Source organism: Streptomyces sp. NPDC008001 (assembly GCF_042958085.1).
Classification (GTDB): Bacteria; Actinomycetota; Actinomycetes; order Streptomycetales; family Streptomycetaceae; genus Streptomyces.
The window spans coordinates 362,728-389,722 of the sequence record NZ_JBIBIZ010000001.1 but is presented as its reverse complement, the minus strand read 5'-3'; the positions used below and the strand labels follow the sequence as shown (position 1 = coordinate 389,722).

The 26,995-nt window shown below is 73.9% G+C and carries 26 protein-coding genes; 15 read left to right on the top strand and 11 right to left on the bottom strand.

Annotated elements, in window-relative coordinates:
* Positions 1 to 3: 3 nt before the first annotated feature.
* From ACFZCD_RS01715 to ACFZCD_RS01700, 4 genes are all read left to right on the top strand, one after another.
* Positions 4 to 867, top strand: a complete 864-nt coding sequence (locus tag ACFZCD_RS01715; RefSeq protein ID WP_391827914.1) for a hypothetical protein — start codon at positions 4 to 6, stop codon at positions 865 to 867.
* 128 nt (positions 868 to 995) lie between these two features.
* Positions 996 to 2,171: a thioredoxin family protein gene (locus ACFZCD_RS01710; protein WP_391826760.1), complete on the top strand. Its 1,176-nt coding sequence runs from the start codon at positions 996 to 998 to the stop codon at positions 2,169 to 2,171.
* 71 nt (positions 2,172 to 2,242) lie between these two features.
* Positions 2,243 to 3,610, top strand: coding sequence for an OFA family MFS transporter (locus tag ACFZCD_RS01705; RefSeq protein WP_391826758.1), 1,368 nt, complete (start codon positions 2,243 to 2,245; stop codon positions 3,608 to 3,610).
* 300 nt (positions 3,611 to 3,910) lie between these two features.
* The gene (locus ACFZCD_RS01700; RefSeq protein ID WP_391826756.1) at positions 3,911 to 6,145 is read left to right on the top strand and encodes a HelD family protein; all 2,235 of its coding nucleotides are present in this window, start codon (positions 3,911 to 3,913) and stop codon (positions 6,143 to 6,145) included.
* Positions 6,146 to 6,233: 88 nt separating this feature from the next.
* Here ACFZCD_RS01700 and ACFZCD_RS01695 read toward each other — a convergent pair whose 3' ends face one another.
* Positions 6,234 to 7,148 (bottom strand): helix-turn-helix domain-containing protein, encoded by a 915-nt coding sequence (locus ACFZCD_RS01695; protein WP_391826755.1) that lies wholly within the window; start codon positions 7,146 to 7,148, stop codon positions 6,234 to 6,236.
* Positions 7,149 to 7,344: 196 nt separating this feature from the next.
* On the opposite strand from ACFZCD_RS01695, the gene ACFZCD_RS01690 reads away from it, so the two are divergent.
* Both ACFZCD_RS01690 and ACFZCD_RS01685 read left to right on the top strand, forming a co-directional pair.
* Positions 7,345 to 7,533: a hypothetical protein gene (locus ACFZCD_RS01690; RefSeq protein ID WP_391826753.1), complete on the top strand. Its 189-nt coding sequence runs from the start codon at positions 7,345 to 7,347 to the stop codon at positions 7,531 to 7,533.
* Positions 7,530 to 7,766 carry a hypothetical protein gene (locus ACFZCD_RS01685; RefSeq protein WP_391826751.1) on the top strand — a complete coding sequence of 79 codons (237 nt, stop codon included), beginning with the start codon at positions 7,530 to 7,532 and terminating at the stop codon, positions 7,764 to 7,766. The genes ACFZCD_RS01690 and ACFZCD_RS01685 overlap by 4 nt, the downstream gene beginning before the upstream one ends.
* 80 nt (positions 7,767 to 7,846) lie before the next feature.
* On the opposite strand, the gene ACFZCD_RS01680 is transcribed toward ACFZCD_RS01685, so the two are convergent.
* The 4 genes from ACFZCD_RS01680 to ACFZCD_RS01665 form a co-directional block, all read right to left on the bottom strand.
* Positions 7,847 to 8,236: a VOC family protein gene (locus ACFZCD_RS01680; RefSeq protein ID WP_391826749.1), complete on the bottom strand. Its 390-nt coding sequence runs from the start codon at positions 8,234 to 8,236 to the stop codon at positions 7,847 to 7,849.
* 152 nt (positions 8,237 to 8,388) lie between these two features.
* Positions 8,389 to 9,018: an MBL fold metallo-hydrolase gene (locus ACFZCD_RS01675; RefSeq protein WP_391826747.1), complete on the bottom strand. Its 630-nt coding sequence runs from the start codon at positions 9,016 to 9,018 to the stop codon at positions 8,389 to 8,391.
* Complete coding sequence (locus ACFZCD_RS01670) at positions 9,015 to 10,100, bottom strand: S-(hydroxymethyl)mycothiol dehydrogenase (protein WP_391826745.1); 1,086 nt, start codon at positions 10,098 to 10,100, stop codon at positions 9,015 to 9,017. The genes ACFZCD_RS01675 and ACFZCD_RS01670 overlap by 4 nt, the downstream gene beginning before the upstream one ends.
* A 107-nt stretch (positions 10,101 to 10,207) precedes the next feature.
* Positions 10,208 to 11,089 (bottom strand): LysR family transcriptional regulator, encoded by an 882-nt coding sequence (locus ACFZCD_RS01665; protein WP_391826743.1) that lies wholly within the window; start codon positions 11,087 to 11,089, stop codon positions 10,208 to 10,210.
* A 314-nt stretch (positions 11,090 to 11,403) separates the two neighbouring features.
* Between ACFZCD_RS01665 and ACFZCD_RS01660 the strand changes: the two genes are divergently transcribed.
* Complete coding sequence (locus ACFZCD_RS01660) at positions 11,404 to 11,955, top strand: hypothetical protein (RefSeq protein ID WP_391826741.1); 552 nt, start codon at positions 11,404 to 11,406, stop codon at positions 11,953 to 11,955.
* A gap of 109 nt (positions 11,956 to 12,064) precedes the next feature.
* Here ACFZCD_RS01660 and ACFZCD_RS01655 read toward each other — a convergent pair whose 3' ends face one another.
* Positions 12,065 to 13,216 (bottom strand): GNAT family N-acetyltransferase, encoded by a 1,152-nt coding sequence (locus tag ACFZCD_RS01655; RefSeq protein WP_391826739.1) that lies wholly within the window; start codon positions 13,214 to 13,216, stop codon positions 12,065 to 12,067.
* Between the two features lie 217 nt (positions 13,217 to 13,433).
* On the opposite strand from ACFZCD_RS01655, the gene ACFZCD_RS01650 reads away from it, so the two are divergent.
* Positions 13,434 to 13,637 (top strand): cold-shock protein, encoded by a 204-nt coding sequence (locus tag ACFZCD_RS01650; protein ID WP_058041661.1) that lies wholly within the window; start codon positions 13,434 to 13,436, stop codon positions 13,635 to 13,637.
* Positions 13,638 to 13,663: 26 nt separating this feature from the next.
* On the opposite strand, the gene ACFZCD_RS01645 is transcribed toward ACFZCD_RS01650, so the two are convergent.
* From ACFZCD_RS01645 to ACFZCD_RS01635, 3 genes are read right to left on the bottom strand one after another with little or no spacing between them, the layout of a single operon-like run.
* A complete protein-coding gene (locus tag ACFZCD_RS01645; protein WP_391826737.1) occupies positions 13,664 to 14,851 on the bottom strand; it encodes a MalY/PatB family protein in 1,188 nt (395 codons plus the stop codon).
* 49 nt (positions 14,852 to 14,900) lie between these two features.
* Positions 14,901 to 17,285 carry a glycoside hydrolase family 65 protein gene (locus tag ACFZCD_RS01640; RefSeq protein ID WP_391826735.1) on the bottom strand — a complete coding sequence of 795 codons (2,385 nt, stop codon included), beginning with the start codon at positions 17,283 to 17,285 and terminating at the stop codon, positions 14,901 to 14,903.
* The gene (locus tag ACFZCD_RS01635; RefSeq protein ID WP_391826733.1) at positions 17,282 to 18,034 is read right to left on the bottom strand and encodes an HAD family hydrolase; all 753 of its coding nucleotides are present in this window, start codon (positions 18,032 to 18,034) and stop codon (positions 17,282 to 17,284) included. The genes ACFZCD_RS01640 and ACFZCD_RS01635 overlap by 4 nt, the downstream gene beginning before the upstream one ends.
* Before the next feature lie 149 nt (positions 18,035 to 18,183).
* On the opposite strand from ACFZCD_RS01635, the gene ACFZCD_RS01630 reads away from it, so the two are divergent.
* Positions 18,184 to 18,702, top strand: a complete 519-nt coding sequence (locus ACFZCD_RS01630) for a hypothetical protein (RefSeq protein WP_391826731.1) — start codon at positions 18,184 to 18,186, stop codon at positions 18,700 to 18,702.
* A gap of 50 nt (positions 18,703 to 18,752) precedes the next feature.
* On the opposite strand, the gene ACFZCD_RS01625 is transcribed toward ACFZCD_RS01630, so the two are convergent.
* Positions 18,753 to 19,040 carry a DUF6087 family protein gene (locus ACFZCD_RS01625; RefSeq protein WP_391826729.1) on the bottom strand — a complete coding sequence of 96 codons (288 nt, stop codon included), beginning with the start codon at positions 19,038 to 19,040 and terminating at the stop codon, positions 18,753 to 18,755.
* Between the two features lie 13 nt (positions 19,041 to 19,053).
* Positions 19,054 to 20,244, bottom strand: a complete 1,191-nt coding sequence (locus ACFZCD_RS01620; protein WP_391826727.1) for a Tat pathway signal protein — start codon at positions 20,242 to 20,244, stop codon at positions 19,054 to 19,056.
* A gap of 336 nt (positions 20,245 to 20,580) precedes the next feature.
* Between ACFZCD_RS01620 and ACFZCD_RS01615 the strand changes: the two genes are divergently transcribed.
* The 6 genes from ACFZCD_RS01615 to ACFZCD_RS01590 all read left to right on the top strand — a co-directional run bounded on the left by ACFZCD_RS01615 (position 20,581) and on the right by ACFZCD_RS01590 (position 26,954).
* Positions 20,581 to 20,847, top strand: a complete 267-nt coding sequence (locus ACFZCD_RS01615) for a putative ATP-grasp-modified RiPP (RefSeq protein WP_391826725.1) — start codon at positions 20,581 to 20,583, stop codon at positions 20,845 to 20,847.
* Between the two features lie 9 nt (positions 20,848 to 20,856).
* Entirely contained in the window at positions 20,857 to 21,837 is a 981-nt protein-coding gene (gene tgmB / locus ACFZCD_RS01610) for an ATP-grasp ribosomal peptide maturase (protein WP_391826723.1), read from the top strand.
* A complete protein-coding gene (gene tgmC / locus ACFZCD_RS01605) occupies positions 21,834 to 23,030 on the top strand; it encodes an ATP-grasp peptide maturase system methyltransferase (protein ID WP_391826721.1) in 1,197 nt (398 codons plus the stop codon). The genes tgmB and tgmC overlap by 4 nt, the downstream gene beginning before the upstream one ends.
* Positions 23,031 to 23,335: 305 nt before the next feature.
* Entirely contained in the window at positions 23,336 to 23,824 is a 489-nt protein-coding gene (locus tag ACFZCD_RS01600; RefSeq protein WP_391827912.1) for a 2Fe-2S iron-sulfur cluster-binding protein, read from the top strand.
* Complete coding sequence (locus tag ACFZCD_RS01595) at positions 23,821 to 24,822, top strand: FAD binding domain-containing protein (RefSeq protein ID WP_391826719.1); 1,002 nt, start codon at positions 23,821 to 23,823, stop codon at positions 24,820 to 24,822. Before ACFZCD_RS01600 ends, ACFZCD_RS01595 begins: the two co-directional genes overlap by 4 nt.
* Positions 24,819 to 26,954, top strand: coding sequence for a xanthine dehydrogenase family protein molybdopterin-binding subunit (locus ACFZCD_RS01590; RefSeq protein ID WP_391826717.1), 2,136 nt, complete (start codon positions 24,819 to 24,821; stop codon positions 26,952 to 26,954). Before ACFZCD_RS01595 ends, ACFZCD_RS01590 begins: the two co-directional genes overlap by 4 nt.
* Positions 26,955 to 26,995: the final 41 nt, after the last annotated feature.

Sequence of the window (26,995 nt, the reverse complement as noted above, 5' to 3'; positions counted from 1 at the left end):
GACATGCGCCACGGACAGGAAGAGGGGCGGGAACGGGGAGGCGAGCCGCCGGCCGCCATCGACCGGGTGCTCGCGGAAGCCGCCATGCCGGCCGGCGCGTTCGACGGCTACGACGAACAGGCCGCCCTCACGCGGATCGCCGGCCGCGTCGTGTGGAACCGGGCCGACGCCATGGACCGCCGCGCCCAGAGCATCCGCCACGACCGCACCGGCCGCGCCGCCCCGGCCGACTCGCCGCTGGGCGCGGCCAGGCGCACCGCCTTGCACGAACGGGCGGCCACGGAGCTGGACTCCCTCTCGGCCCGCGTCGTCCACGACCGGTCCGCGGTCGCCGCCATGGCCCTGCTGGTCGACGACCCCGCGATCGAGCCGCGCGGCGCGCTGGCCTTCGCCTGTCTGCTGCACCTCGCCGGACGCCACGAAGGCGCCGCGTTCTGGTGGCGGTTCGCCGCCGGCGCCGGCTCCGCCACGGCCGCCCGCTGCCTGTACCTGCACCACCTGCAGCACAGCGAGCGGCAGGCCGCGCAGTGGTGGCTGCAGCAGGCCGCCGCGCTGTACGCGCTGGACGGCGACCGGATCCTGGGCACGCCGCCCACCCCCATCCGCGGCGACCGGCGCCCGAGCCGCTACGGCCTCGCCGAGTCCTCCGCCCGCTTCTTCTGGGAGCAGGGCCCGGAGCGGCCCGCCGGGCCGGGCGCGCCCGCCGCGCCCTCGCCCGACGAGCGGTGGTGGAGGGCGGTGACCCTCCATCTCACCGCCGCCGTAAGGAGGCTGGAGGCGCACAGCGACGCCGACTACGGCACGGTCCCGCGGCCCGCGCCGTATCTCGCCGCGGAGCTGGAGGACTGCGCGGGCACACGGGCCTGAGCCGCCCCCCGGCCTGTGACGCCACCCGGCCGTGGCGTCACGGGCCGCCGTGTCACCGGCCGCGGTGTCCCCGGCCGTACCGTCCCCGGCCGTCCTGTCACCGGCCGCGGCGCGCCTAGCATGAGGGGATGAGCGCACGTGTGATCGAGTTCCCCGAGCAAGGCATCCCCGGCACCCTCGTCCGCTACACGGAGGGCGGGGGCGAGCCCGTGGAGCTGGACCCGTGCGGCCCGGTGGCGCTGTCCTCCGGTTCCCGCCTCGTCTACGTCGTCGACGTGACCGGCTCGGGCGACTCGGACGACTCGCAAGGCCCGGAAGACGCCTTCGACGTCCATGACAAGGAGGCTCTCGCGGCCGCCCTCGCGCAGCTGCCGTCCGACGCGTTCGTGGTCGCCGACCTGGCCGGCGCGACGGACGCCATGGTCCGGGCCGTCGCGGGGCAGCGGGCGGTGAGGACGCTCGTGCTGGCGGGCGACTTCACGGACGAGGGCATCGGGGCGCTGGGCTGCATGCCCGAGCTGACCGATCTGGTCCTGGAGTCCCCGCGGTTCACCGGCGCGGGGCTGGCCGCGCTCGCCGGGTCCGAGACCGCGGCCTCCCTCGACTCCCTCGTCCTCAGCAACGCGACGGCCTTCCGGCCGGAGCACCTCCGTGCCCTCGCGGACGTTCCGCAGCTCGCTTCCCTCACTTTCGACGGCATGCCCGTCGACCACGCCCTGGCCGATGCCGTGCTCGCGCACCTCCCGCAGCTGGCCGAGGTGTCGGTGGCCGAGCGCCCCGGGCACGCCCTCGACCGGGGCGTGCTGGAGCGGCTGCTGGCCGCGGGGCTCGGTGTCAACGGGATCTCCGCGCCACCGGAGAACGCCGCCCTGTTCGCCGGCGCCGCCGCCGAGGCCGCGGACTCCGCCGGCCTGGCGGAGGAAGAGGATGAGGAAGAAGTCGCTGAGGACGCCGAGGCGGCGCCGGAGCGCGGTGTGCTGCGCGAGGTCACCGAGGAGGGCGAGCTGGAGCGCCTGCTGGCCGGGCCCGCGCCCGTGCTGGTGGACCTGACCGCCCCCTGGTGCGGCCCGTGCTCCTTCCTCACGCCCGTCCTCGAAGACGTGGTCGAGGCCTGCGGGGCGGCGCTGACCGGTGTGAAGATCGACATCGACCGGGCCGCGTGGGCACCGGAGCGGTTCGGTGCCCTGAGCGTCCCCACGGTGATCCTGCTGCGGGACGGCCGCGAGGTCTTCCGCTTCAGCGGTGTCGCCCCGCGCCGCCAGATCGAGGGGTGGCTGGCCACGGCGGGCGTCTCCGCCCGCTGACCGGCCGCCCCGCCGCTGACGGGCTGCAGGAGGTCTGTCCCGGAGCCGCCGGGGCGCTGTAACGTCCGTCCATGCCTGCCCGATCCGGTGTCGTCGCGCCGCCGGGGTGGAGCCGCTGGCTGGTCCCGCCCGCCGCCCTGTCCATCCACCTGGCCATCGGCCAGGCCTATGCCTGGAGCGTGTTCAAACCGCCGCTGGAGTCCTCGCTGGGCCTGTCCGGCACGGCCTCGGCGCTGCCGTTCCAGGTGGCGATCGTGATGCTCGGCCTGTCGGCGGCGTTCGGCGGCACGCTCGTGGAGCGCAACGGGCCGCGCTGGGCGATGTCCGTGTCGGCCGTCTGCTTCGCGTCCGGCTTCCTGGTGGCCGCGCTGGGCGCCGCCACCCGCCAGTACTGGCTCGTGGTGGCGGGTTACGGCCTCATCGGCGGGACGGGGCTGGGCATCGGCTACATCTCGCCCGTGTCCACGCTCATCAAGTGGTTCCCCGATCGTCCGGGGATGGCCACGGGCCTCGCCATCATGGGCTTCGGCGGGGGCGCGCTCATCGCCTCGCCGTGGTCGGCGGAGCTGCTGTCGGCCTTCGGTGCGGACGCTCCCGGGATCGCGCGGACGTTCCTGGTGATGGGCGGTGCGTACGCCGTCTTCATGACGCTCGGCGTGCTGCTGGTCCGGGTGCCGCCGGAGTCCCCGGGGCCGCCGTCCGTGCGCGCGGCGGGAGCGTCCTCGCGCGCGCCGGTCACGACCGGGCAGGTGTCGGCGCGCAACGCCCTGCGCACGCCGCAGTTCTGGTGCCTGTGGGTCGTCCTGTGCACGAATGTCACGGCGGGCATCGGCATTCTGGAAAAGGCCGCCCCGATGATCGCGGACTTCTTCGCGGACTCCTCCTCCCCCGTCGGCCCGGCCGCCGCGGCGGGTTTCGTCGGCCTGCTCTCGCTCGCCAACATGCTCGGCCGGATCGTGTGGTCCTCGGTTTCCGACGCCGTGGGCCGGAAGAACATCTACCGCCTGTATCTCGGCGCGGGCGCGCTGATGTACCTCCTCCTCGCGCTCGCGGGCGGCTCGGCGAAGCCGCTGTTCATCGCGTGCGCCGCCGTGGTGCTGTCGTTCTACGGGGGCGGGTTCGCGACCGTTCCCGCCTATTTGAAGGACCTGTTCGGGACGTACCAGGTCGGTGCGATCCACGGTCGGCTGCTGACGGCGTGGTCCACGGCCGGGGTGCTCGGGCCGCTCATCGTCAACGCCGTGGCCGATGCGGGGAAGTCCGCGGGCCGGACGGGCCCCGCCCTGTACACCACGTCGTTCTCCATCATGATCGGGCTGCTGGCCGTGGGCTTCGCCGCCAACGAGCTCGTACGGCCGGTGCACCCGCGCCACCACGAACCGGCCGGCGGCGGGGGCCGCGTGGCCGAAGCCGTGCCGGAGAAGGGAACGGGCCTGTGACTGCTGTCCGCAAGGCGGTGCTCGTGGTGAGCTGGCTGTGGGTGGGGGCGCCCTTCGCCTACGGAGTGTACGAACTCTCCCTGAGGCTGCGGCAATTGTTCACCGGGTGAGGCGCGCCGGAAAGCGGCGATGCAGCCCCGGCGGAGCAGCCCCGTAAAAAGGGAAATCCCCCGGCCGTATTGACGGCCGGGGGATTTCCCTGCGTATATTGGATGTTTCCCTGCCCGCGCAGAATCAGAGCAGGGGGAAGCTTTATGGAACGATCGTATCCCGGCGGGAGCTGAATTGTCAATCGCGGACATGCGCAACGAGCAAGAATTCATCGATCTGCTCTACGAGCGTCTCGCCGAGCTGCGCGCCGGAGCCGAGACGGCGGTGACGCAGGCCCTGTCGCAGGGAGGCAGCACCTTCCAGGCGCGGCTGGAGCGCGATGTCATGGTGGCCGAGCAGTCCGGGCTCCTGGCGGCCTTCAACGCCGGAGAGCGCGGCCTGTGTTTCGGCCGGCTCGCCTTCCGTGACGGCCGCGACCACCACATCGGCCGCATCGGCATCCGGCGCGACGACCCGGAGCGCACCCCGCTCGTCATCGACTGGCGGGCCGACGTCGCGCGGCCCTTCTACCTCGCCACCGGGCACACCCCGATGGGGCTGCGCCGCAGGCGTCACATCAGCACCGAGGGCCGCCGGGTCACCGCCCTGCACGACGAGATTCTGGATCTCACCGACACCGAGCGCACCGGACACGAGGGCTCCGACGCGGACGCCGTGCTGCTCGCCGCGCTCGACTCGGCGCGCACCGGCCGGATGCACGACATCGTGCAGACCATCCAGGCCGAGCAGGACGGCATCATCCGCGCCCCGCACCGCGGCGTCCTCGTCGTCGAAGGCGGGCCGGGCACCGGCAAGACCGTCGTCGCCCTGCACCGCGCCGCCTATCTGCTCTACGCCCACCGCGAGCAGCTGTCCCGGCGCGCCGTGCTGATCGTCGGGCCCAACCCCGCGTTCCTGGGCTACATCGGGGAAGTGCTGCCCTCGCTCGGCGAGACGGGCGTCCTGCTCGCCACGCCCGGCGAGCTCTTCCCCGGCGTGACGGCGACCGGGACCGACACGCCGGAGGCCGCCGCGGTCAAGGGCGCCGCGGCGATGGCGGACGCCCTGGCCGCGTACGTCCGCGACCGGCAGACCCTGCCCGACCCCGCGATCGTGATCGACCACGAGGACGGCGAGCTGCTGCTGGACGCGGACATCGCGTCCGACGCGCGCCACCACGCCCGCGGCATGCGGCTGCCGCACAACCTCGCCCGCCCGTACTTCGCCTTCCACGTCATCGACGCGCTCACCCGGCAGCTCGCCGACCGCATAGGCGCGGACCCCTACGGCGGGCCGAACCTCCTCGGCCCGGACGACATCGCCCAGCTGGGCAAGGGCGTCGCCGCCGCCCCCGAGGTCCACGCGGCCATCGACCGGCTGTGGCCGGTCCTCACGCCCCATCAGCTGGTCGGGGAGTTCCTCGCCGATCCCGCCCACCTCCCGGAGGCGGACGCCGCGGCCGTCCGGCGCACCGGCGGCCCCTGGACGCCGGCGGACGTGCCGCTGCTGGACGAGGCCGCCGAACTGCTCGGCGAGGACGACTCGGCCGCCCGCGCCGCCGCCGAGGCCGAGCGGCAGCGGCGGATCGCCTACGCCCAGGGCGTGCTCGACATGTCCTACGGCTCGCGCACCCAGGAGTTCGAGGACCGCGCGGACGACGACTCGGAAGTGCTCGCCGCGCACGACCTCGTCGACGCCGAGCGCCTCGCGGAGCGGCACGAGGAGCAGGACCACCGCAGCGCCGCCGAGCGCGCCGCCGCCGACCGCACCTGGGCCTTCGGCCACATCATCGTGGACGAGGCTCAGGAGCTGTCCCCGATGATGTGGCGGCTGCTGATGCGCCGGTGCCCGACGCGCTCGATGACGCTGGTGGGCGACCCCGCGCAGACCTCCGAACCCGGCGGCTGCGGCGCGTGGGCGCCGGTCCTCGAACCGTACGTCGGGGACCGCTGGGAGCACGTCCGGCTGGACGTCAACTACCGGACGCCGGCCGAGATCATGGCGGTGGCCGCGGACGTGCTGCGGTCCGCGGACCCGTCGTTCGAGCCGCCGCGCTCGATCCGCTCCACGGACGCGCGCCCCTGGGCGCAGCGCACCGGGGACCTGCCGGGTGCGGTCGCCGCGGCCGTGGCCCGGGAGCTGCCCGAGGACGGCCGGCTCGCGGTGATCGCGCCGCGGCCGCACCACGCGGCCCTGGCCGCGGCGCTCCCCGGCGCCTCCCACGGCCCGGCGCCGGACCTGACCCGCCCGGTGGTCCTGCTGGATCCCCGGCAGGCCAAGGGCCTGGAATTCGACGCGGTGATCGTGGCGGAGCCGGCGGAGTTCGGCGTGAGCGACCTGTACGTGGCCCTCACCCGGGCGACGCAGCGACTCGCCGTCATCCACACGGGTCCGCTCCCGGAGGGCCTTTCGTCCCTGCCCCCGGCCGTCCCGGCGGCCCCGTAGAGCGACACGAGCCGCCGGCCCCCTGCGAGACTGCGCCGGGGGCCGGACTGGCGCTGTCACCCCTGGCCCGCACCGCACCCGGTTCAGTTCAACTCGTGCCGTCCAGCTCCTGCAGATAGGCGCCCAGGGGCTGCAAGGCCGCCCAGAGCTGTTCGAAGTACGAGGCGAAGTAGCTCATGAAGGTGGGGTCCTCGACGATGAAGCCGTTCAGCTTCTGGCGCGGGCCGCCGGAGAAGGCCAGGAAGACGACGCTGTCGTCGATGAGCGCCATGTTCAGCCCGTCCGCAGCCACCGGCCAGCGCAGCACGCTCGCCTCGTAGTTGAGGATGCCCTTGCTGTCCTCGTGGTGCCTGCGGGCCCAGTCGAGCATGTCGCCGTCGGGCGTGCCGCCGTGTTCCGGTATGCCGATGATGCGGCGCACGCACCGCTCGTCCTCGCTGTCCTCGCCCGCCCAGCCGAGCACGGCCTCGAAGTAGGCGGCGGACGCCGGGGTGGTGTACTGGGTCGGCGGGTAGCGGCGCATGTAGGTGACCCGGATCTCCGACCGCGCCTCGCGGACGCGCTCGGCGGCGGCCCCGTAGAACTCGCGGTTGTTCCGGTACCACTGCGCCGCCAGCATCGCCGAACCGGCACCGGCCCCCTCCGGGACGGGCAGGGGAGCGAGCAGGGGCGCCGGAACGGGCGCGGCGGCGGGAGCGGGCACGGTTGCGGGGACGCCGGCCCCGCGGCGCGCCTCCTCGATATGCCGCTTCGCCCGGAGCCACAGCTCCAGCCAGTCCTTCTCGACGCCGCCGCACGCCTCGACGAAGGCCGCCGTGCGCGGCCAGGTGGGGAACCGGCGGCCGTTGAGGATCGCGGAGACCGTGCTGCGGGCACAGCGCATCCTGCGGGCGAGGGCCGCCTCGGTGGGCATGGTCAGGGTGCGGCGCCGGAGCTCGCGGAGCTGCCGCGCGAAGGCGAGCTGGGCCTCGGGCGGAGGTGATGCTGGACGCTGCTCGGCCATGACTCTTCCCCCTTGTCGGACACGCGCTGCCACCAAGTGTCCGTCATGGTCCGTACGTGCTACGTCAGTTCGCCGGAGTCCGTCCGTGCGCTGCCCGCGTCCGTCAAGTTCTACGCGCGTCCTCAGACCGTTGTCGCAGGTCGGGGGGCGGATTCAGACTCGGCTCAGGAAAACCGGTCAAGCACGAGGAGACCTCATGTTCACTGACCTCAGGGCAGAGCTTCCGGCCTTCGGCGCGGCGTTCGTCGCCACGCTCGTACTGGGCCTGATCTGCGTGATGCACCCCTCCTTCCGCGTGACGGTCCTCCAGGGAGGGGGATGGCTGCTGCCGCCGGCGGCGTGTCTCGTGGTGAGCGAGGACCGCAGGGAGAGGGGCGGGCGGTGACGGCCGGCGCCGGCACGGCCGACTGCCCGCACTGCGGGCCGGTCCCGCCCCGCGTCAGCACGGCCCCCGTCGTCCACTGCTCGGGCCGGCTGCTGATCGCGGAGTCGGCCGACTGCCCGGAGTGCGGCCACCGGCTCCGCTTCGGGGTCGCGAGCGCGGAGACGTGCCTCCCCGGCCGCCCGGCGGGTCCCGCCGAAGGATGCCCGCCCGTGGCGGTGCCGGCAGTGAAGTGACGTCCCCGGGCGGCGGCTGCCCCGCCCGGAGCGAGGGGGCCCCGGACCGTCGCGGTCCGGGGCCCCTCACCTGCTCGGTCCTACGATGCGCTGCCGTACGGGCGGGTGAGCACCTCGAGGTAGTGGCCGGACGGGTCGGGGAAGTAGACGCCCCGCCCGCCGTTGCCGTGGTTGATCTCGCCCGGACGCCCACGGTGCGGGTCGGCCCAGTAGGGCAGCCCGGCTTCCTTGATCCGCGCGAAGATGCCGTCGAAGGAATCCTCCGGCACCAGGAACGCGTAGTGCTGCGGGACGATGTCCTCGGGCCGGTCGCTGGTGGCGAAGTCCAGCGTGACGCCGTTACCGGTGACGACGGGGGCGAAGGGCCCCATGTCCGGGGCGACCTCCAGGCCCAGGACGTGCGCCAGGAACTCGGCGGACTCGCGCTTGTCCCGGGAATGGATGATGGTGTGGTTCAACTCGACTGACACGATCGATGCCTCCACAGGCACGTACCGGACACCGGCCCCGCTCCCACCCGGATGGTGAAAGCGACCGGCGCCCGGCACGACGGTAATCCGCCGTCCCCCGCAGGCACATCGGCCTTCGGACCTACGCCGGGAGACCCGCCGGGAGGTCCGCCTCAGTGCCCGCGCGCGATCCACTCCGGCAGGGCGGGCGCCTCGCCGCCGACCGTCGTGCTCTCCCCGTGCCCCGTGCGCACCACGGTCTCCGGCGGCAGCGACAGCAGCCGCTCCCGGATCGAGCCGATGATCGTCGGGAAGTCGGAGAAGGACCGGCCCGTCGCCCCCGGGCCGCCGTGGAAGAGCGTGTCGCCGGTGAACACGGTGCCCAGCTCCGGCGCGTAGAGGCACACACCGCCGGGGCTGTGGCCGGGGGTGTGGAGCACCGTCAGCACTGTGCCCGCGACGGTCAGCTCCTGCCCGTCCGCCAGCTCCCCGTCCGGGGCGGTGCCCGGGTGCGTCTGCTCCCACAGCTCGCGGTCGGCCGGGTGGAGCAGCACGGGCGCGCCGGTCCGGGCCGCGAGCGCGGGCGCCGCGCCGATGTGGTCGTTGTGCGCGTGGGTGCAGACGACGGCGGTCAGCCGGCGGCCGCCCACGGCCTTCTCGATGGCGGCCGCGTCGTGGGCGGCGTCGATGACGAGGACCTCCTCGTCGTCGCCCACGAGCCACACGTTGTTCTCGACGTCCCAGACGCCGCCGTCGAGCGCGAACACGCCGGACGTGACGAGGTGTTCGATGCGGGCCGTCACAGCAGCACCACCGAGCGCAGCACCTCGCCCTTCTCCATCCGGTGGAAGGCCTCCTCCACCTCGTCCAGAGCGATCGTCTCGCTGACGAACGCGTCGAGGTCGAGACGGCCCTGCAGATAGAGGTCGATCAGCATGGGGAAGTCCCGGGACGGCAGGCAGTCGCCGTACCACGAGGACTTGAGCGCACCGCCGCGCCCGAAGACGTCCAGCAGCGGCAGCTCCAGCTTCATCTCCGGCGTGGGCACGCCCACCAGGACCACGGTCCCGGCCAGGTCGCGCGCGTAGAAGGCCTGGCGGTACGTCTCCGGGCGGCCGACCGCGTCGATGACGACGTCGGCGCCGAAACCATCGGTCAGCGACTGGATCGCCGCGACCGCGTCCACCGAGGACGAGTTGACGGTGTGGGTGGCCCCCAGGGCCTTCGCCTGCTCCAGCTTCGCGTCGGAGAGGTCCACCGCGATGATCTTCGCGGCGCCGGCCAGCCGGGCGCCGGCGACCGCCGCGTTGCCCACGCCGCCGCAGCCGATGACGGCGACGGAGTCGCCCCGGCCCACGCCGCCGGTGTTGATCGCGGCGCCCAGTCCGGCCATCACCCCGCAGCCCAGCAGGCCGGCGGCGGCGGGCGCGGCAGCGGGGTCGACCTTGGTGCACTGCCCGGCGGCGACCAGGGTCTTCTCCGCGAAGGCGCCGATGCCCAGCGCGGGGGAGAGCTCCGTGCCGTCCGTCAGCGTCATCTTCTGCTTCGCGTTGTGCGTGTTGAAGCAGTACCAGGGGCGGCCGCGCAGGCACGCGCGGCACTGCCCGCAGACGGCGCGCCAGTTGAGGATGACGAAGTCGCCGGGGGCCACTTCGGTCACTCCGGCACCGACCGACTCGACCACGCCCGCGGCCTCGTGGCCGAGGAGGAACGGGAACTCGTCGTTGATTCCGCCTTCCCGGTAGTGCAGATCCGTGTGGCACACCCCGCACGCCTGGATCTTCACGACGGCCTCGCCCGGGCCGGGGTCCGGGACGAGGATCGTCTCGACCCGTACCGGTTCGCCCTTGCCGCGGGCGATGACACCGCGTACTTCTTGCGCCATGGGGGTGCTGCCTCTCTGGTCTCTCGGTGGTCGGAGCTCCGTGGCCGGACCGTCCCCCACTCTGCGCGGGAATGCGGGCGGTGTCCAACATCCCTTACCGATCACATTCAGCAGTCCTGATGATCAATCATGGCGAGCAAGGCCCTGGCGGCCGCCGTCGGCTGACCCGCCGCCGGCACCGCCACGGCCACCTTCCACCGCGTGGGCCCCTCCAGCGGGACGGCGCTCAGCCCGCGCGCCTGCTCCTTGAGGGTCACCGGGCGCGGCACGACCGCCGCTCCCAGGCCGCGCGAGACGAGATCGAGCAGCGTGTAGACGTCGTTGACCTGCAGGGCGACCTTCCGCGCCGCACCCGCGTCGGCGAACGCCAGGTCCGCGGCCCGGCGGGCACCCCAGTCGGGGTGGAGGTCCACGAACACCTCGCCGGCCAGCCGCGCCGGCGGCACCGGCCCGCCGGTCCCCGCCAGCGGGTGATCCGCCCGGCACAGCAGCATCAGCGGCTCCTCCGCAATCCGCCGCAGCCGCACCCCCTCGTGCAGCCCGTCGTGCACGACGAACGCCACGTCGAGCTCGCCGCGCCGCACCTGCTCCAGCAGCCGGCCCGAACCCGCCTGCTCCATGTGCACTTCCACCTGCGGGTGGAGCGCGTGGAAGGAGGCCAGCAGTGCGGCCGCGTCGACCGTGCCCATGCACTGCTCGGTGCCCACCGACAGCGTCCCGCCCATCAGCCCCTGCACCGCCGCCACGGCCTCGCGGGCCGCCGCCGCGCACGCCAGCGTCCGCCGCGCCTCCACCAGCAGCGCCCGCCCCGCGTCCGTGAGCCCCACCCGCCGCGTCGTACGGAGGAACAACTCGGCGCCCAGCTCCCGTTCCAGGGCCCGTACCGAGGCCGACACCCCGGACTGGGCCACCCGCAGCCGCTCCGCCGCGTGCGTGAAGTGCTGCTCCTCGGCGACCGCGACGAAGTGCTCGAGGTGTCTGAGTTCCATGATTCAGCATCGTAGGTGCTGGATGAGAAGGCCTTGCCGCCCACGGGGAACCACCCGGACCCTCGGTGGCGTCCCTCCCGGTGAACAGCCCCGCCCCTTGGCCGGTACGAGGGCCCTCCGGCACCGTGAGCCGGCCATCCACGACCCCTGTCACACCCGCCCCTAGGGCACTTCCCGGCCAACTACGTCACCCACGGAACGGCTGCCTCCAGGCTCACACCTGGCCAGGAGGGTGCGGCGGGCCTTTCGGCCGTGGCCAATCCTCTACCTGCGGTGCAGTCAGGACGCGAGGTGGCTGTCTAATCTCCGTCGCCATGCGCAGACACACGTTCGGACGCCTCGGGCTGTCCGCCGCCCTCGCCTCTGTCGTCGCCCTCATGGGCATGGCCCCGTCGGCCTCCGCCGCCGACACCCCTCCGATGACGGTCACCGTCGACAAGGCGTCCGCGACGCCGGGCTCCACGGTGAGCATTACTCTGAAATTCACCAACGACCAGACCACGAACACCCAGTTCGTGTACCAGTCCATACAGCCGACGTGGAACACGTCGCAGGACCCCGCGCTCAAGTACGCGTTCGCCTCCTGCACGGGCGACGTGACCCGGTGCGACGTCACGGGCAAGCAGAGCGGCTCGATGAACTACAGCGTGCCGATCCTCCCCGGCGCCAGCCGCACGGTGACCCTGACCTACAACGTCGCCGCGGACTCGGCCTGCGGCCCGAGCCGGCGCATCGAGTTCTACACCTACCTGTACTACGAGTACCAGGGCGGTCAGGCCAAGAAGGACGGCGTCAACTCGGTGGGCACGGACATCGCCTGCAAGACGCCCGCGATCGCCGGCAACGCGGCCCGCGCCGGGCACTGAGCCACGCTGGACCACCGCAGCACCACGCCGTAGGTCCGGCCCGGCCAGGAGCGCGCCCTGGCCGGGCCCGGGCGCGCCCGCCCCGCGAGCGCCCGGCCGGGCGCTTCCCTCACCCCGCCCACGACGGCCGCTCCCACTCCGAGGGCGACTCCGGCGCGGGCCCGCCCCCCTCGGGCGCCGGGTCCGGCAGGTCCAGGGCCCGGGCCGCCAGGCCCTCGCGCGCCAGGTCGCGCGCCCGGCCTCCCGCGGTGACGGCCACCGTCCACAGCGGCTCCAGCCGCGCCCCGCGCCGTGACTTGGCCCGGGACGTGCCGATGCCCAGGTGCACGGCGCGGGCGCCCAGCTCGTGGGCCAGCCGCAGCGGCTCGTAGAACATCAGGCCGAAGTAGCAGCCGCGCGTGCCGGGCCGGGTCTCGTCCACCCCGATCAGCCGCACCCACAGCACGTCGCCGTAGTGGAAGACCAGGTGGCAGCCGACCGTGCGGCCCGCCAGCCGCGCCCGTACGACGTAGGCGCCGGGCAGTTCGGCGCAGCGGGCCAGATAGCGGGAGAAACGCGAGCCGGGCCGGTCGTACACGGTGCCGTACATGCGCTCGTGCAGCACCAGCAGGTCGTCGGTTTCGTCGTCGGGGCCGGTGAGCGGCCGGGTGGAGAAGGCGACGCCCGCCATGGTGAAGCGGCGCAGGTCGTCCTTGACCTGCTTGCGGTGGGTCTTGTCCAGGCCGGCGAGATAGCCGTCGAAGCCGGTGCCGGGCACGTCGAGCCAGGCGTCCCACGCGATCAGGCCCGCCGGGTGGCCGGCGGTCTCGAAGGCGGCGGCGGGCCCGCTCGGCAGATACGGCAGGAGGGCGGCGTCGGGCGGGGGCTCCTGGGGGGCCGCGGCGAGCAGGCCCTCGGCGACCTCGGCGGCCGGCAGCCGCTCCGGCCCGTAGCGGAGCTCGTTGAGATAGCCCGTGCGCGGCCCGGCGACGACGCAGCGCTCGGCCGGGAGGCGCTCGTGGAGGAGGAAGTCCGGGCGGTAGCGCCCGGACCGCACGGCCGGGCCGTCCGTGACCGGGGCGAGGGCCGCCGCGCGCTCCTGCGCGCACATCAGCAGCCAGCGGTACCGGTGGCCGTGTCCCCGCAGCAGCTCCAGCCAGGAGTCGCTGCTGTACAGACCGCGCGCCGGGGCCAGCGGATGGCGCGCAGCCGCTTCCGGCAGTGATGCGTACGCGTACGAGCCGATCACGTGGTCCTTTCCGCCGCTCGCGGTCACGGACATCGTCGAATATAGCGGTGCCGTGCCGCCAAATGGGGTCATACGAGGACGGGGGCCGGGAAGTGGTGGCTTTCCCTCCGAAGGGGTGAAGAGGGGGAGACGGAGGGCATCTCCGCCCGCAGGGCGGGGAAAGGTGAGGCACCGGGCCGGCCGTCGACCGGCGCCGGCCGGTGCGCCGAGCCCGTCGCGCCGCAGGAGAAGGACGAAGGACTGGAAGCACATGGCAACAGGCAAGGTGAAGTGGTTCAACGCGGACAAGGGCTTCGGTTTCATTCAGCAGGACGACGGCGGTCCGGACGTGTTCGTCCACTTCTCGGCCATCCAGACGCAGGGGTTCAAGGAGCTGCACGAGGACGACCGCGTCTCCTATGACGTCACCCAGGGCCCCAAGGGGCCCCAGGCGGAGAACGTCGTCCGCGAGTAGGGAGCCGGCCGGGCGGCAGCGGGGCGTCAGCGCCCCGCTGCCGCCGCCATCCTGCGCACCGCCTCCGCGAGCAGCTCCGGTGACGTCGCGAAGTTGAGCCGCACGTGCCCCGCGCCGCCCGTGCCGAAGGGGAGCCCGCCGGTCAGCGCGACCCGGCCGCGCTCCAGGAACACGGCGGCCGGGTCGTCGCCCAGCCCCAGCGCCCGGCAGTCCAGCCACGCCAGGTAGGTGCCCTCGGGGCGCAGGTACCGCACCTCCGGCAGGTGACGCTCCAGCAGCTCGCCGAGCAGCCGCCGGTTCTCGTCCAGCCCCGCCAGGACGGCGTCGAGCCACGCGCCGCCCTCCCGCAGCGCCGCCGTGTGCGCGAGCACCCCGAGGTGGCTGGGGCCGTGGCTGCTCACCTCCGGCAGCCGCGCCAGGTCGTCCGCGGCGGCCGGGCCGGCGACGGCGACGGCCGCCTTGAGCCCGGCCAGGTTCCAGGCCTTGGACGCGGAGAGCAGGCCGAACGCGTCCTCCGCCCCGGGCACCGACAGGTACGGCACGAACTCCGCGCCCGGCAGCACGAGCGGGGCGTGGATCTCGTCGGCCACGACCCGTATGCCGTACGCGCCCGCCAGCTCCGCCACCGCCTCCAGCTCCGCCCGCGTGGGCACGGCGCCGGTGGGGTTGTGCGGGTTGCACAGCAGGTACGCGGCCCGCCGCCCGCCCGCTCCGGCCCGCCGGAACGCGGCCTCCAGAGCGGCCGTGTCCAGCCGCCCGTCCGGCCCCAGCGGGGCCTCGGCCACGCGCCGCTCCTCCTGCTCCAGGAAGCCGAAGAACGGGGGGTAGACGGGAGGGCTGACGACGACCGTGTCGCCCGGCCCGGTCACCAGCTTCAGGACCTCGACCGCGCCGCGCATCACGTCCGCGACCGTCGCCGTGCGCCCGGCCGCCACGCCGTCCCAGCCCCACCGCTTCCGGGCGAACGCGTCCAGCGCCTCGGGGTACGCCGTCCCGGAGGCGTAGCCCGTGTCGCCGAGCGCCACCGCCTCGGTGAGCACCCGCGTCACCGCCGCGGCGGGCATCACGTCCATCTCGGCCACCCACAGCGGCAGGACGTCCGGCGGGTAGGCGCGCCACTTCGCACTCGTACGGCGCTGCAGCTCGCCGAGGGAGAGCCGGCGCAACGGATTCGCCCCGTCATCGGGCGTGTCGTCGTATGACATGCAGGTCATTCTGCGAACACCGGTGCGCGGCCGGTAGGGGTGCGCACGGGCCGGGCGCTCACCTCTCCGCCGGGCCGCTCTCCGACCGGCCCGGCGCCCAGCCGCGGTGCGCCGGCTGCCGGCCCGCGGGCTGCGTCGGCGCCGGGGGCTCGGGGACGTGGGGCACCTTCCGGCTCACCACCGCGCCCTGCTTCAGCGTCATCGGCTCCCCGTAGTGCGCGATGTCCAGGACCTCGCCCTCCACCAGCTCGTACGTCACCGTCTGCCCGGTGATCTCGACGCGCAGCCGGCTCTGCAGGACCTGCACCGTGAACGCGAGCCGGCCCAGCTGCTCCGGCAGCTTCGGGGCGAAACCGACCGAGCCGTCGCAGTGGCGCAGTCCGCCGAAGCCCGCCACCAGGGCGATCCACGTGCCCGCGAGGGAGGCGATGTGCACGCCGTCGCGCGTGTTGCTCTCCAGGTCGGACAGGTCCATCATCGCGGCCTCGCCCAGATAGTCGTACGCCAGCCGGAGCTGTCCCACCTCCGCGGCCATGACGGCCTGCACGCAGGCCGACAGCGACGAGTCGCGCACGGTCAGCGGCTCGTAGTAGGCGAAGTTGCGGGCCTTCTCCTCGGCGGTGAAGGCGTCCCCGCGCAGGTACATGGCGAGCACCAGGTCCGCCTGCTTGATCACCTGCTTGCGGTAGATGTCGAAGTACGGGAAGTGCAGCATCAGCGGGTACTGGTCGGGGCGGGTCCCCGCGAAGTCCCACACCTGGTGGCCGGTGAAGCCGTTGGACTGCTCGTGGACGCCGAGCGCCTCGTTGTACGGCATCGTCATCCGCGCCGCCGCGTCCCGCCACGCGGCCGTCTCCTCGTCGTCCACCCCGAAGCCCGCCGCCAGGTCGGGATGGCGCTCGGCCGCGTCGGCTGCGGCGCGCAGGTTCTGCTGTGCCATCAGGTTCGTGTAGACGTTGTCGTCGGAGACGGCGCTGTACTCGTCCGGGCCCGTCACCCCGTCGATGTGGAACTGCCCCTGGTGGTCGTGGTGGCCCAGGGAGCGCCACAGCCGCGCCGTGTGGACGAGCAGCTCCAGGCCGACCTCCCGCTCGAAGGTGGTGTCGCCCGTGGCCAGCATGTAGCGGACCACGGCGTCCGCGATGTCCGCGTTGACGTGGAAGGCCGCCGTGCCGGCCGGCCAGTACGCCGAGCACTCGTCGCCGTTGAGGGTCCGCCAGGGGAACGCGGCGCCCTTCAGGCCCAGCTGCTGGGCCCGGTTGAGCGCGGCGGGCAGGGTGGCGTGGCGCCAGCGCAGCGGCTGGGCGGCCGCCAGCGGAGCGGTGCACGTGAGCACCGGCAGCACGAACGTCTCGGTGTCCCAGAAGCTGTGCCCGTCGTAGCCCGGGCCGGTCAGCCCCTTGGCGGCGATGGCCCGGCTCTCCGCGCGCGCCCCCGCCTGCAGCACGTGGAACAGCGCGAACCGCACGGCCTGCTGGATCTCGGCGTCGCCGTCGACCTCCACGTCCGCGCGCTCCCAGAACTCCCGCAGGTACTCCTTCTGCTCGGCGACCAGCCCCTGCCAGCCGGTGCTGGTCGCGCCCGCCAGCGCCGCGTCCACCTGGTCGTGCATCGCGGGCAGCGAGCGGACGCCCGACCAGCCGTAGGCGACCGTCTTCTCCAGCCGCAGCCGCTGCCCCGGCTGCAGCAGCGTGGTGACGGTGTACCGGCTGAGGTCCGCGGTGCTCTTCGCGTACGTGCGCGTGCCCTCGGGGCCGTCCACGGAGTGCACGGCGGCGGTCGCGACCCGCAGCCCGCTGCGCTGCGTCCGGTGCACCAGGCGCAGCACGCCCTCCTCCGCCGAGTGCTCCTCGGGCACCAGCGGCGACTCCAGCACGGCCGCCACCCGGGGGTCCCCGCCGGCGGTGGGCAGCTGCTCGTTGGCCACCAGCTCCGACTGGAGCACGATCCGCGCGTCGCCGTCGACCGGCTCGACCTCGTAGGCGATGGCCGCGACGGCCCGCTGGGTGAAGGACACCAGCCGGGTCGAGCGCACCCGCACCGTACGGCCGGAGGGCGAGGTCCACTCGACGGTGCGGGACAGCAGGCCGGTGCGGAAGTCGAGCACGCGCTCGTGGCGGACGAGCCGGCCGTAGCGCAGGTCGAAGGGCTCGTCGTCGACGAGCAGCCGGATCACCTTGCCGTTGGTGACGTCGATGACAGTCTGCCCGGACTCCGGATAGCCGTAGCCGGCCTCGGCGTAGGGCAGCGGCCGCAGTTCGTAGACCCCGTTCAGATACGAGCCGGGCAGGCCGTGCGGCTCACCCTCGTCCAGGTTGCCGCGCCAGCCGATGTGGCCGTTGGCCAGCGCGAAGACGGACTCGCTCTGCGGCAGCACCGCCAGATTGAGCTCGGTCTCGCGCAGGCACCAGGGCTCCACGGCATAGGCCGGATGGGTGATCAACTGTGCTCGCCCGCCTCTCCCAGCAGTTGCCCGAGATCCTGGACGACCACGTCCGCGCCGTGGCTGCGCAGGGCGTCGGCCTGGCCCGTGCGGTCGACGCCGACGACGTAGCCGAAGCGGCCCGCCCGGCCCGCCTCCATGCCCGCCAGCGCGTCCTCGAACACCGCGGCCTGCGCCGGTTCCACCCCGAGCTCGCGGGCCGCCTCCAGGAAGGTGTCCGGGTGCGGCTTGCCGGGCAGCTTGCGCTCGGCGGCGACCAGGCCGTCGATCCGCACCTCGAACAGGTCGTCGATGCCCGCCGCGACGAGCACGTCGTGGCAGTTGGCGCTGGAGGACACGACGGCCCGGCGCAGCCCGGCGGCGCGCGCCGCGTGCACGTAGCGCACCGACCCCTCGTACGCCTCCACGCCCATCTCCTTGATCTTCGCCAGGACGATCGTGTTCTTCCGCGTGCCGAGGCCCTGGACGGTGTCCCGCTCCGGCGGGTCGCCCGGATCTCCTTCGGGCAGGCGGATACCCCGCGAGGCGAGGAACGAACGCACGCCGTCGGCCCGGGGCATGCCGTCCACGTACCGGTCGTAGTCCTCGACCGCGTCGAAGGGGCGGAAGCCGGCGCCGTCGCGCGCTCTGAGGAACGCGTCGAACATCTCCTTCCAGGCGGCCGCGTGCACGGTGGCCGTACGGGTGAGCACCCCGTCGAGATCGAACAGGCATGCCCGGATGGACCCGGGGAGACCGAGGCTCGTCATGGGCCCATGATGCCCCGTCGGATGGGCGTGCGCCCGGCGCATACACTCACTTGCGCCCGTCGCCCACCAGCCGCCCCGTCCACCCGACGGCCGCGTACGCCCGGGCACGGGCGTGCGGAGGGCTCCGTCCGGAACCGTAAAGTGATCAAATGACCCATCCTGTTGATGCTGTCGATGCCGCCGCGGTCGCCCTGGGCGAGCGCGTCTGGATCCCCCACGACGACGAACTGGCCCTCGGCCGGACGTTCCTCGAGCACCGCGACGCGGTGGAACCGCGCCTGCTGCCGGAGATGCCCCGCAGCACCGACCCGCAGGGGTGGATCACCCAGCACGTGCTGTGGCTGGAGGACGTGGCGGCCCTCGCCGAGAACCTCCGCAACCAGTGGTACAGCCACTTGCCGACCAGCCACATGACGGCCCTGATCTCCGCCTATGCCGAGCACGCCCGCGCCGTGACCCCGCTCGCGGCCCACCTGCACGAGGCGTGGGCGGCCGAGTCGCCCACGCCCCGGACGCAGGAGCAGGTCACGTGGTGGGAGGAGTGGCACGTGCCGCCCGCCCAGCGCCAGCAGCTGGACGCGCTGACCCACCGTCTGATCGTCATCGGCTCGGTGGTCGTCGCGGCGGTCACGGGCGCCTGGCACGCGGAACCTGCCCAGGAGGCCTGACAGGGAACGGCTCTGCGGGTCGACCGCCACGCACGGCCACGGCGCAAGAGTTACGCGACCGGCTCGCCGGACGTTTGTCCGGCCACCCACTGCCGGGCCGCCGCGAGGTTCGCGGCGGTGCCCACCGGCTCGTACGAAAAGCCGTTCCACTCCTCCAGGACCCGCGGCTCGCCGGGGCGGAGGTGGCCGGCGCCTCCGTGCAGCGGCCGGTGGCGACGATAGACGTCCAGCGGTGGGAGGCGCCGCTTGTCGTACGCGGCGAGCCGGTCGTCGGCGTCGAGACGGGGGACGGCGCGGGAGGGCTGGTTCGGTGGCCCGGGTCGGGAGTGCTTACCCATGGTCTTGAGGCTCTCAGGCGGCGACCGCCGTCGGGCGCGATGCCGCGAGAGCCGCCGCGCGGCTGCGGACTCCCTCGACCGCGGCGGTGCGGTACGGGCGGGCGGCGGCCAGAAGGATGTTCAGCCGGGAGGCGACGAGGGTGGAGTCGAGACGGGCCGCCTCGTCGAGAGCCTGCTGGGCCTCGGCGGCGCCCTGCTCGGCCTCGCCCTCGTCGAACAGGGCGGCGGCCAGTCCGATCCGGTCCATGACCTTCACCCGCTCGAACCCGGGCGTGCGCAGACTGAGGGCATCGGTGAAGTGGCGGCTCGCAGGACTGGGGCGTCGTCCAGCCGCCGCGAGATCGCGGGCGGAAACGGCGCGGGCGCCGGCGTGCTCGGCGGCGCCGAAGTACGCCACCCACCCCGGCGGATTACCCAGGCCGCCCGAGATGAGTTCGTCGGCGGCGCCGAGGTACCGCTCGGCATTGCGCTCGCAGCCGAGGGCCGCGTGGACGCGGCCGGTCTGGGAAGCGACCAGCGCCCTGGTCGCAGGCAGGGTCGCCTTCTTCGCAGCGACGCCGAGCAGGTCAAGGGCGTCACGGGTGTGCCCGAGAAAGATCATCTGATGGGACATGCGGGTGACGATCTCCACCCCACGGTCCCGCTGCCCGGCCTCGCCGGCGGCATAGATGCCGTAGGACCAGTACCGCTGGGCGGTCGCGTACCGGCCGCTGTCGTGGCTGACCCAACCGGCCAGCGCCGCAAGATCGGCGGTCGCAGTGAACACCCGGGTCTTCAGGAAGGGCGGAACGCCGTCCTCGATGCGGCGGGCGACTTCGGCGAGCTGCGCGACGATCGCCGAGCGGTACAGGCCGCCGCCTCTGGCGGCGTCCGCCTGAGTGAAGAAGGTGGTGACCTCCTCCAGCGCGGCGGCGGTGTCGGCATCGAAACCCTTGACGCCGCGGCCCACGGCATGGGCGGTGCCGCCGAGCATCCGTTCGGCGGCGAGGACCAACGAGGCGCCGAGAGCGAGCTTGAGGGTGTCGCGGCGATGAAGGAACAAGTCCATCTTCGTCCATCCGGCCAGGGTCTGGGCAGCTGCCTCGGTCAGCAGCGGGAGCTGGATGCTATCCAGGGTCGGCTTGTCCGTGGTCAGGCCGAGGTCACCGGGGGTGAGCACCTGGTCGACGGCGTCGGACAGCACGGCGGCGAGCAGTACGGGCACCGGTGGGCGGGGCGTTCGCCGTCGATCCACCGGCGGACGCGGGTGGCGTCCGGGGCGATATGCCGGTGACCTCGGCGGACGGCTTCGGCAGCGATCCGGCGGGCGATCTCCCCGTAGGACAGGCCGCTGGCGGCGACCCACAGCGCCAGGTGCGGGTTACTGGTCCTACCGGTCATCGCCGTCTCACCCTCCCTGACTGGCCGTCACGGAGCGTGACTATTTCGCCACGGTTCGCCGCACCTACGGTACTGGCCGAGGCGGCCGTGCGGGCTGGATTCTTCCGTCGTGCGGAAGCCGCATGGGCATCCGCCTCATCGAGAGGGGAAGGGTGAGCACATGGCGACTCCGACCGCTGGGGCACCGTGGGCGATGTGCCTGGTGACCGACCGGCTGCCGACGGGCCCGCTGCCGTACGCCGCGGTGGTGCTCGACGGCGCCACGCAGACCGCTCGCTGCACTGACACCGCCGGCCAGGTGGTGGAGATGGGCAAGCACGGCAGCTCGGAGACGAAGGGCACCGCGTCGATGTCCGGCGGCGGCGACGGCAAGGACCCGCAGCCGCAGACCCAGGACGACGTCACCACCGACTACGAGTCGGACTGAGGGCGCCCGGTGGCTCCCCTCGTCCTGGTCATCACGTCCCTGGAGGACGTCACCGCGGACTGGGTCATCGACGCGCTGAACGAGCGTGAGGTGCCCGTCGCCCGCATCGACCCGGCCGACATCGGGCCGGAGCTGCTCTTCGCCACCCGCATCGGAGCCGGGGCGCCGGCCTGGAGCGGGCGGCTGCGGACGGCCAGTCGCGAGGTGGAGCTGGGGGAGGTGGCGGCGGTGTACTACCGCCGCCCCACCCCGTACACCGCCCGCTTCGCGCACCTGCCGGCCCGGACCCGTGACTTCGCCGCTGCCGAAGCACGGCACGGGCTCGGCGGCGTCCTGAACCACCTGCGCCAGGCCCGCTACGTCAACCACCCCCTGGCTGTCACCGCCGCAGACTTCAAGCCCGCCCAGCTCCAGCGGGCGGCCCGGCTCGGCCTGACGGTGCCCGAGACGCTGGTCACCAACGACGCCGAGGCCGCGGCGAAGTTCGCCGCCGAGCACGGCCCGGTGGTCTACAAGACCTTCCGGGGCCTGCCCCGCGATGAGGACGGCAACGCCGGCGCGATCTGGACACAGCGCGTCGACCCGGCCGCCTTCGACGACTCCCTCGCGGTGACGGCCCAGCTCTTCCAGGCCGAGGTCCCCAAGACCGGCGACGTGCGGGTCACCGTCGTCGGCAGGCAGGTGTTCGCCCAGCGGATCACCGCCCCTGACGGGGCGCTGGACTGGCGGCGCGGCGACTGGAAGGCCCTCGTGCACACCCCGATCGCCGTGCCCACCGTTGTACAGGTGGGGCTGCACGCGTACCTGGAGGCGTTCGGGCTGCTCTTCGGCTGCTTCGACTTCGCCCTCACTGGCAGGGGCGATGCGGCGGAGGACTGGGTGTTCATCGAGTGCAACCCCAACGGCCAGTGGGCCTGGCTGCCCGACGCCGGCGACATCGCCGCGGCGTTCGCCGGGGTCCTGAGCACGGAAGGAGACGGCAGGCCATGACGAGGCCCACCAATGTGGACACCGACGCCGCGCGCCTGCGCGCCGCGATGGCCCAGGCCCTCGCCGAGGACGGGGTTCTGGTCGATCCGCTCTGGCGGCGGGCGGTCGAGAGGGTCCCGCGGCACCGCTTCGTGCCGGGCTTCTACCTCCCCGGCGAGCGCGACGCGCAGGGCATGACGGAGTGGGAGCCAGTCACCGCCGAGACCGACCCGGGGAGGTGGCTGGCCGCCGCGTACTCCGACACCACGCTCATCACGCAGTTCGACGGCGCCGAACCCGACTGGAAGGCGCCGGCCGCCCGGCACGGCGGGGCACCGACCTCCTCCTCCACCCTGCCGTCGCTGGTGGTGCGGATGTGGGCCGACGCCGACGTCCACCAGGGGCACACCGTGCTGGAGGTCGGCACGGGGACGGGCTACTCGACCGCGCTGGCCTGCGAACGCCTCGGCTCCGCCGCCGTCGCCTCCATCGAGGTCGACGGCCGCTGCCTGGAGCAGGCCGCGGGCGCGCTGTACGGCAGCGGCTACACCCCGACCCTGGCGGTCGCGGACGGGCTGTACGGGTACTGGCCCAAGGCATCCTTCGACCGGATCGTGGCGGCCTGCTCCTTCCGCGCCGTCCCGCCCGCCCTCATCGCCCAGACCCGGCCCGGCGGGAAGATCCTGCTCACCCTCTCCGGCTGGCTCTACGGCTACGCCCGCGTCCTGCTCACCGTGGCAGAGGACGGCAGCGCCGAGGGGCCGCTGCTGCCGGGCACGGTGTCCTTCATGCCCGCCCGCACTCACGCCGCGCCGGCGTTCGGCAACCCCGCCCACTGGGCTGCACGGCTCCCGGAGACGAGCCGGACGGCCCGGCACTGCCCGGAGCGGATCACGGCCGCTACCGAGGAGGCGTTCCACCTGCGGTTCCTCGCCCAGTGCGCCGTGCCGGACGCGCAGATGGTCACGGCCGGTGAGGTGGTGCACCTGGTCGACGCCGTCACCGGCTCCGCCGCCACCCTCACCCCGGCCGGCAGCCGGTGGGCGGTGCGCGAGGGCGGCCCCGTCCGGCTGTGGGAGCGGATCGAGCGCGTCCTGACCGCGTACGACGAGGCGGGGCGGCCGGGACCGGAGACGTTCGCCCTGCACGTCCACGGCGGCGGGCAGCACCTGCGGCACCCGCACCTGCCCTGCCTGCCGCTGCCCCGGCCCTGACAGCCAGTCAGGGCTGTAGTCTCCTGCTCGTCTCCGGGTGCATCACCACCGAACTCCGCGGACTCGCAGCCCGCGTCGGGGTCCTGAACTCAGACCCGTGGAGCGAGACGTGACGGCCGTCGTGCACAGGCGCACCGCGGCCTCCGGCTGAACCGAACGGGTGCAGTGCGCCGCCGGGGCGTTTGCGGGCGGGCGGATCGGGGACCTCGTGACGGGGCCGACGGCAGACAGGGAGGCGAGGCACCGTGGCCGCACCGCAGACCACCTCCACCGTGACCCTGCACGTCAACGGCGTCCGGCACCGCATGGAGCTCGACCACCGCACGACCGTGCTCGACGCGCTGCGCGAGCACCTGGGGCTGACCGGGCCCAAGAAGGGCTGCGACCACGCGCAGTGCGGAGCGTGCACGGTGCTGGTGGACGGGCGGCGCACGAACAGCTGTCTGCTGCTGGCGGTCGCGTACGACGGGGCCGAGGTCACCACGGTGGAGGGCCTGGCCGAAGGGGACGCGCTGCACCCGCTCCAGGAGGCGTTCCTCGAACGCGACGGCTTCCAGTGCGGCTACTGCACGCCGGGGCAGCTCTGTTCCGCGGTGGGAATGATCGCCGAGGCGGGCGAGGGCGCGCCGTCCCTGGTGACGCCCCTCGCAGCGGCGACTCCCGGTGGCCCCCCACCGGAACCCGCGCCCGTCGCCCTCTCCCCCGGCGAGATCCGCGAGCGGATGAGCGGCAACCTGTGCCGGTGCGGCGCGTACGGGAACATCGTCGCCGCGATCGAGGACGTGACGGGGTGAAGGCGTTCGCGTACACGCGTGCCGGCGACGTCGACGAGGCGGTCGCGGCCCTCGCGGCCTCTCCCGGCGCCATGGCGCTCGGCGGCGGCACGAACCTGGTGGACCTGATGAAGCTGGGGGTCGCCTCGCCCGGTCTGCTGGTGGACATCGGCCGGCTGCCGCTCACGGAGGTCCGGGAGACGCCGGACGGCGGCCTGCTCGTCGGGGCCAACGTCCGCAACAGCGACCTCGCCGCGCACCCGGCCGTGCGCAGCCGTTACCCGGCGCTGTCCCAGGCGGTGCTGGCGGGCGCCTCCGGGCAGATCCGCAACACGGCCACCACGGGCGGGAACCTCCTGCAGCGCACGCGCTGCCTGTACTTCCAGGACGTGGCCAAGCCGTGCAACAAGCGCGAGCCGGGGAGCGGCTGCCCGGCCCGTGAGGGCGTGCACCGGGACCTCGCCGTGCTCGGCCACTCGGCGGCGTGCGTCGCCACGCACCCCTCCGACATGGCCGTGGCCCTGGCGGCGCTCGACGCGGTCGTGCACCTGCGCGGGCCCGGGGGCGAACGCACCGTGCCGCTCTGCGACTTCCACCGGCTGCCCGGGGACGAGCCGCACCGCGACACGGTCATCGAGCCCGCCGAGCTGATCGTGGCGGTCGGGCTGCCGGCGCCGCCGGCGGGACGGTCGGCGTACCGGAAGGCGCGCGACCGCGCCTCGTACGCCTTCGCGCTCGCCTCCGTCGCCGCCGCGCTCGACGTGCGCGACGGGGTCGTGGAGGAGGTCAGGCTGGCCTTCGGCGGGCTGGCTCACAAGCCGTGGCGGGCGCGGGCGGCGGAAGAGGCGCTGCGCGGCGCCCCGGCCACCGAGGAGTCGTTCGCCCGTGCCGCGGAGGCGGAGCTGGCGGCGGCCGAGCCGCTGCGCGACAACGCCTTCAAGGTGCCGCTCGCCCGCAATCTGGCCGTCCGGGTCCTCGCCGGCCTGGCCGCGCAGGCCGAGGAGGCGGACGTCTCGTGAACATCCCCGACCGTCCCGGCACCGCCGGCTCCACCGGCCCCGGCGCTCCCGGCCCCCTCGGCGCCCCCGGCCCCGTCCGCCTCGAAGGCCGCGCCAAGGTCACCGGCGCCGCGCGCTACGCCGCCGAGCACACTCCGCCCGGCACGGCGTACGCGTGGGCCGTCCCCGCCACGGTCCCGCGCGGCCGGGTCGTGTCGGTCGACGCCGGTGCGGCGCTGGCCGAGCCCGGTGCCGTGGCCGTCCTGACGCACGAGAACGCGCCGCGCCTGAAGGAGGTGGAGGACGCCACCCTGCTGGTGCTGCAGAACGACCGGGTGCCGCACCGCGGCTGGTTCGTGGCCCTGGCGGTGGCCGACACACCGGAGGCCGCGCGGGCCATGGCGACCGCGGTACGGGTGACGTACGCCCCCGAGGACCACGACGTCGTGCTCACGCCCGGCCACCCGCGCCTCCGCGTCCCCGAGGAGGCCAACGCCGGTGTCCCGGGCAGCCGCGAGCGGGGCGACTTCGACGGCGCGTACGCGGGCGCGCCCGTGCGCGTGGACGCCACGTACACGATGTGCGCCCTGCACAACCACCCCATGGAGCCGCACGCCACGACGGCGCGCTGGGAGGACGGGCGGCTCGTCGCGTACGACTCCTGCCAGGGTGCGAACGCCGTGCAGGAGACGCTGGCCGGGCTGTTCGGCGTGGACAAGGCGCAGGTCACGGTCGTCGCCGAGCACGTGGGCGGCGGCTTCGGCTGCAAGGGCACGCCCCGGCCGCAGGTCGTCCTGGCCGCGATGGCCGCCCGGCACACGGGCAGGCCCGTCCGGCTCGTGCTGCCGCGGGCCCAGCTCGCGGCGGTCGTCGGCCACCGGGCGCCGCTCGTCCAGCGGCTGCGGATCGGGGCGGGCGAGGACGGTGTGATCACCGCGCTGGCGCACGAGGTCGTCACGCACACCTCCACCGTGCGCGAGTTCGTGGAGCAGGCGGCGGCCCCGTCGCGCGCCATGTACGTCTCCCCCAACAGCCGCACCACGCACCGGGTCGTCGCGCTCGACGTGCCGAGCCCGTCGTGGATGCGGGCGCCGGGCGAGGCCCCGGGGATGTACGCGCTGGAGTGCGCGATGGACGAACTCGCGTGCGCCGCCGGTGTGGACCCGGTCGAGCTGAGGGTGCGCAACGACTCCGCGACCGAACCGGACAGCGGGAAGCCGTACAGCAGCCGGCACCTGGTGGAGTGCCTGCGCGAGGGGGCGCGCCGTTTCGGCTGGCAGGGGCGCGACCCCCGGCCCCGCTCGCGCGCGGAGGGACGCCTGCTGATCGGCACCGGGGTGGCGTCGTCCTACTATCCCGTCTTCCTCATGCCGTCCTCCGCGGAGGCGCACGTCACCGAGACCGGCCGCTACCGCGTCCGGATCAACGCCACCGACATCGGCACGGGCGCCCGCACCGTCGTCGCGCAGATCGCGGCGGACGCGCTCGGGGTGGCGCTCGACCGGGTCGCCGTCGAGATCGGCAGCAGCGCCCTGCCCGCGGCGCCGCTCGCCGGCGGCTCCTCGGGCACCGGGTCGTGGGGGTGGGCCGTGCACAAGGCCTGCCGCGCGCTGAACGGCATGGTCGACGGGCACGGCGGTACGGTGCCGCCCGGCGGCCTGACCGCCACGGCCGACACCGCGGACGACGTCCCGTCCGACCCGCCGCACGCGAAGGCGGCCTTCGGGGCGCAGTTCGCGGAGGTGGCGGTCGACGTGGACACCGGTGAGGTGCGCGTGCGCCGTCTGCTGGGCGTCTTCGCCGCGGGCCGGATCCTCAACGCCCGCACCGCGCGCAGTCAGTTCGCCGGCGGCATGACGATGGGGGTGGGCATGGCGCTCCTGGAGGGCAGCACGATGGACCCGAGGTTCGGCGACTTCGCCGAGCGGGACCTGGCGTCGTACCACGTGCCGACGTACGGGGACGTGCACGGGATCGAGGCGCACTGGATCGACGAGACCGATCCCCTGCTCAACCCGATGGGGAGCAAGGGCATCGGGGAGATCGGCATCGTCGGCACGGCCGCCGCGGTCGCGAACGCGGTCCACCACGCGACAGGGGTGCGGGTGCGCGATCTGCCGATCCTTCCGGACAAGCTGCTCGGGCGGATCTGACGGGAGCGCCCGCGCGGGGCTGAGCCGGGCCGCGGCACCGG